General features: G+C 72.3%; 4 protein-coding genes. 1 reads left to right on the forward strand and 3 read right to left on the reverse strand.

Going from position 1 to position 5,589, the window contains the following annotated elements:
- Positions 1–380, reverse strand: a 380-nt coding sequence (locus G6030_RS00155) for a hypothetical protein (protein WP_182641805.1), incomplete at its 3' end; no start/stop codon positions are given.
- 134 nt (positions 381–514) lie between these two features.
- Entirely contained in the window at positions 515–1,906 is a 1,392-nt protein-coding gene (locus G6030_RS00160) for an FAD-linked oxidase C-terminal domain-containing protein (RefSeq protein ID WP_187701409.1), read from the reverse strand.
- Positions 1,907–2,011: 105 nt separating this feature from the next.
- On the opposite strand from G6030_RS00160, the gene G6030_RS00165 reads away from it, so the two are divergent.
- Positions 2,012–3,043 (forward strand): C4-dicarboxylate ABC transporter, encoded by a 1,032-nt coding sequence (locus tag G6030_RS00165; RefSeq protein ID WP_206680880.1) that lies wholly within the window; start codon positions 2,012–2,014, stop codon positions 3,041–3,043.
- 42 nt (positions 3,044–3,085) lie between these two features.
- Here the strand turns inward: G6030_RS00165 and G6030_RS00170 are convergent.
- Positions 3,086–5,589 (reverse strand): error-prone DNA polymerase (locus G6030_RS00170; protein WP_182641806.1); only part of this gene is annotated, 2,504 nt, incomplete at its 5' end.

The raw sequence follows: 5,589 nt of genomic DNA on the forward strand, positions 1-5,589 counted from the left end.
GGTCGGGCCGCCCGCGCGGCGGGCCGTCGCAGACCGAGCGCGAGGAGCGTGGCCAGGGCGATCGCCCCGTCGATCGCGGCCGCGGCGGGCGCGCCGGTCACGTCGTGGCGGAGCAGGAGCACGGCGGTCATGGTCATGGACGCCTTGTGGAAGATCACGACCAGCCACAGCACGGCCGCTCCGGGCGGGGTCGCGCCGAGGTAGGCGGACAGGGCCGCGAAGACGAGCAGCCCGTAGGCGCGCCAGTAGCCGGTGAGTTGGTATTCGGGTGTGATGGTGGGCGCCTCGAGGCCGGCGGCGACGCCCAGGCCGAGCGCCACCGCCGCGGTCGTCAGCAGCAGGGACCGGTAGAGCAGCAGGCAGAGTCGGTCGGTGGCCATGAGATGGATGCTCGTCGACCGGGCACGGCCGCGCATCGGGGAGATCCCCGGGATCGGGCCTGATTCCGGTCCGGGGCCGCGCGGCGGCGGGTGGCGGCGGGCGCGGCGGCCTCTGCGGCGGGTGGCGGCGGGTGTCAGAGCATCGTTCCGGGGTTGAGGATCCCCTGCGGGTCGAGCGCGTTCTTGATGCGCCGGGTCAGGTCCATGACGTCGTCGCCCAGCTGCGCGGGCAGCCAGGGTGCCTTGAGGCGTCCGACGCCGTGCTCGCCCGTGATCGTGCCGCCCATCCCGATCGCGAGGTCCATCACCTCGCCGAACGCCAGACGGGCCCGCTCGGCGCGGTCCGGGTCGTCGTCGGTGAGGACGATGATGGGGTGGGTGTTGCCGTCCCCGGCGTGGGCGACGAGGGCGATCGGGACGTCCCGACGCGCGGAGATCTCCTCGATTCCCGCGACGAGCCGGGGCAGCGAGGGCAGCGGCACGCCGACGTCTTCGAGGAGCAGGGTCCCGACCTTGCCCAGGCTCGTGAACGCGGCCCGGCGCGCCATGGTGAACTGTTCGCCCTCGTCGGGGTCGTCGGTGGCGAAGACCTCGGTGGCGCCATTGGTGCGGAAGGCCTCGGCCATGAACTCGGTCTCGGTCGCGCGGTCGGGTCCGGTCAGGTCGGACTGGGCGAGCAGCATGGCGCCGGCGTCGGTGTCGAGACCCATCCGCAGGTCCGCCTCGACGGCGCGGATGCTGACGGTGTCCATGAACTCGAGCATCGCGGGGCGGATCCGCCGGGTGATGGCCAGGACCGCCTCGCTGCACGCGACGACGTCGGGGAAGATCCCCACCACCGTCGACCGCGGTGGCTGGGCGGGGATGAGCCGCAGGATGATCTCGGTGACGACGCCCAACGTCCCCTCGCTGCCGACGAACAGCTTCGTCAGGCTCAGTCCGGCGGTGTCCTTGAGCCGCGGTCCGCCGAGTCGGACGGCGGTGCCGTCGGCCAGGACGACCGTCATCCCGAGGACGTAGTCGGTGGTGACTCCGTACTTCACGCAGCACAGTCCGCCGGCGTTGGTCGCGATGTTGCCGCCGATCGAGCAGATCTCGTAGGAGGACGGGTCCGGTGGGTACCAGAGGCCGTGTTCGGCGACGGCCTGTTTGACCTCGGCGTTGTACAGCCCTGGTTGGACGGTGGCCGTGCGGGTGACGGGGTCGACGTGGAGGTCGCGCATGAGTTCCGTGGACAGGACTATCCCGCCGTCCACGGCGGTGGCGCCGCCGGACAGCCCGGATCCCGCGCCGCGCGGGACGACCGGTACGGAGTGGGCGCTCGCCCAGCGCATGACCTCCTGGACGTCCTCGGTGGTGCGTGCGCGCACCACGGCGAGGGGCATACCGGGGTCGGGGGCCTTGGCCCAGTCCTGCCGGTAGCTCTGCAGGAGGTCGGGGTCGGTGATGAGGTGTGAGTGGTCGAGACGGGTACGGAGGTCGTCGAGTGCCGCGGCGGGAAGGCGGTCGGCGGAGGGGACGCTCATGCCCCGAAGGTACGGCCTCGCCCCGCCTGCCGCCGCGGTATCCGTGCATGGTCCGCGCCCTCCCCCGGTTCTTCGCTCGGGGTCGGCCGGGGGCATAGTGTCCTGGTGACCGAGACCCCCGGAGCAGGACGAGGACCTGCGGCGCCCGCTGTTCCCGGCCCGGGGCCTGCGTGGTTCGGCGCGGTGATGGGAACCGGTGGCCTGGCCACGCTCCTGCAGCTCCACTCGGTGCGGGTGCCCGGTTTCTCGCCGGCGGCGGTGGTCATGCTCATCGCGGGTTGGGTCCTGTTGGTCGGGCTGGGCGCGGGGTTCGCCAGGTCGGTGGCGCGAGATCCGGACATGTGGACGTCGTCTGTGCGGGACGCGGCGATGCTCCCGCTGTGGGGCATGGTCTCGATGGGACTGCTCGCGGTGGGGTCGGCGACGTTCATCGTGGTGGAGGCCCACGCGCCGATGCTGTCGTGGATCGCCTTCGGTGTGGATGTGGCGCTGTGGGCCGCGGGCACGGTGCTCGGCCTGGCCACGGCGGTGGGGTTCGCGGTGTGGCTGTTCGCCACGCGACCCGACCATCCGCTCCCCACGTGGGCGTTGCCGATGGTGCCGCCGATGGTCTCGGCGACGGCGGGTGGCGTGATCGTCCGGCAGTTCGAGTCGGATGTCGTCAGGGTGCTGTTGTCGGCGGCGTGCGTGTTCTGCTTCGTGCTGGCGTTGGCGCTGGGGGGCGCGGTGATCGTGATGGCGTACCACCATGCGTGGTTCCGCGCGCCGGTGCCGGTGGTGTTGTCGACCTCGACATGGATTCCGCTGGGGATCGTGGGACAGTCCACGGCGGCGGCACAGGTGCTCTCGGGTCCGGCGCTGGCGAGCGTGGCCCGGGCGTACGGGGCCACCGTGCTGGTCGCCGGTGCGGGACTGGGCGCGTTCGCGGTGCTGACGACGGTGCGGGGGCTCCTGGCCCGGATGCCGTTCACCCCGGGGTGGTGGGCGATGACCTATCCGTTGTCGACCTGCGGCCTGGGCGCTCATTACCTCGGATGGCATGCGGCGAGCCTGCTGACGGTGGCGGTGCTCATCGTCATCTGGGTGGTGTGTGCGGTCGCCAGCGTCCGCGCGATCGCCTCGGTGCGGGCCGCCTGACGCCGTCCGTGGGCGCGGCCCCTCTGGCGCCGCCGCGGGCGGTCACCGGAAGTCCCTGCTGCGGCCGATGGCCATGCCGAGGTGGAGACGTTCGATCTTGTCCGCCACCACGCTGACCGCGCCCGAGCGGTTCTCCACCGTGCCGCGGACGATGAGCGCCGGGGCCGAGGAGACGATCGGCCGGTAGCGCGCCCACAGCCCGACCGAGCAGACGATGTTGGTCATGCCGGTCTCGTCCTCGAGGCTGAGGAAGGTCACGCCCTCCGCGGTGGCGGGCCGCTGTCGGTGGGTGACCGCCCCGGCGACCCGGATGCGGCTGCCGTCGGGGACGTGCGCGAGCCCGGCGGTGGTGCACACCCCCTGGGAGTCGAGCCACGGTCGGGCGTGGACGGTCGGGTACTCCTCCGGGCTGATGCCGGTGGCGGCGAGGTCCGCGGAGGTCAGTTCGAGAACGCTCATCCCGGGGAGCGCGGGAGCGTCGACCTGGCTGAGCCCGGGCAGCATGCCGGGCTTCTCACGGGCCGCGGTGGCCGCCGACCACAGGGCCGCGCGGCGTCCTCCCGTGCCGAGCGAGTCGAGCGCCCCGGCGGTGGCCAGTGCCTCCATCTGCCGGACGGACAGTCCGGTGCGCCCGGCGAGGTCGGCCGCGGAGGTGTAGGGGCCGTGACTGTCGCGCTCGTCGGCGATCGCGGTGGCCAGATCCTCCCCGATCGCCCGCACGGACTCCAGGCCGAGGCGCACCTCTGTGCCGTCGTTCTCGCAGGTGGCGCCGCCGAGCGAGCGGTTGACGCACGGCCGGTGCACGGTGACACCGTGCCTGCGGGCGTCGGCCACCAGCGACTGGGGTGAGTAGAAGCCCATGGGCTGGCTGCGCAGCAGGGCGGCGCAGAAGATCGCCGGGTGGTGACACTTGAACCACGCGGAGTAGTAGACGATCGCGGCGAAGGACTGGGAGTGGCTCTCGGGGAAGCCGTAGTTGGCGAAGGCGCACATCTTCTCCCAGATCCGCTCCCCCACCTCCGGGCCGGTGTACGGGGTCCCCGGCGGACTGGTGCCGATGCCGTGCAGTTCGCGCATGCCCGCGAAGAACCGCTCCTTCAGCCGCGCCATCCGTTCCGGGGACCGCTTGGCCCCCATCGCCCGGCGCAGCTGGTCGGCCTCCGCGCCGGTGAAACCGGCGATCACCGTGGCGATCTGCATGAGCTGCTCCTGAAACAGGGGGATCCCCAGCGTCCGCCCCAGCACGGACTCGAGCGCCGGGTGGTCGAACACCACCTTCTCCCGGCCGTTGCGCCGACGGATGTAGGGGTGGACGGAACCACCCTGGATGGGACCCGGACGGATGAGGGCGACCTCCACCACGAGGTCGTAGAACGTCCGGGGTCGCAGCCGCGGCAGGGTGGCCATCTGGGCGCGTGACTCCACCTGGAACACGCCCACGGAGTCGCCGCGGCAGAGCATCTCGTAGACCTGCGGGTCCGCGAGGTCCAGTCGGGCCAGGTCCACGTCGAGGTCCTTGTGCTCGGCCGCCAGGTCGATGGCGTGGTGGAGTGCGGTGAGCATGCCCAGACCCAGCATGTCGAACTTGACCAGTCCGACCGCCGCGCAGTCGTCCTTGTCCCACTGCAGCACCGTCCGCCCCGGCATCCGCGCCCATTCGACGGGCACCACGTCGGCCACCGGGCGGTCACAGATCACCATGCCGCCGGAGTGGATGCCCAGGTGTCGGGGCAGGCCGACGAGCTGCCGTGCCAGCGCGAGCACGTCGGGCGGGACGGTGTGCTCGGTGGCCTCGCGCTCGTGGTTCTTCAGCCCCGACCACCGGTCGACGCTCTTGGACCAGGCGTCCTGCTGCCCCGGGGAGTATCCGAGCGCCCGGGCCACGTCCCGCACCGCCGAGCGCCCTCGGTAGGTGATGACGTTGGCCACCTGGGCGGCGTAGTCCCGCCCGTACCGGGAGTAGACGTACTGGATGGCCTCCTCCCGACGACCGGACTCGATGTCCACGTCGATGTCGGGCGGGCCGTCGCGCTCAGGCGCCAGGAACCGCTCGAACAGGAGTTGGGCGCGCACCGGGTCGACGTTGGTGATGCCCAGTGAGTAGCAGACCGCCGAGTTGGCGGCCGAGCCCCGGCCCTGGCAGAGGATGCCCTCGCGGCGGCAGAACTCGACGATGTCGTGGACCACGAGGAAGTACCCGGGGAAACCCAGCTCGGCGATCACCTTCAGCTCGCGGTCGATCTGCGCGTACGCCTCCGGTGCCTCCTCACGGGTGCCGTAGCGGCGGGCGGCGCCGGCGTAGGCGAGCTCGGCGAGCATGGTGTCCTCGGTGTGGCCCTCGGGGACGTCGAACGGCGGCAGCTGCGGGGCGATGAGCCGCAGGTCGAACGCGCACTCCCGGCCCAGCCTGTCGGCCCCGGCGACGGCGTCGGGCCACCGGTCGAACAGGTCGGCCATCTCCTCTCCCGAGCGCAGGTGGGCACCGCCCGCCGCGGGCAGGTGTGCGGCGTGGGTCTCGAGCGCGTCACGCGCGCCGAGAGCCGCCA

Origin of the sequence: Dietzia sp. E1, from assembly GCF_014145015.1 — a bacterium.
Classification (GTDB): Bacteria; Actinomycetota; Actinomycetes; order Mycobacteriales; family Mycobacteriaceae; genus Dietzia; species Dietzia cinnamea_A.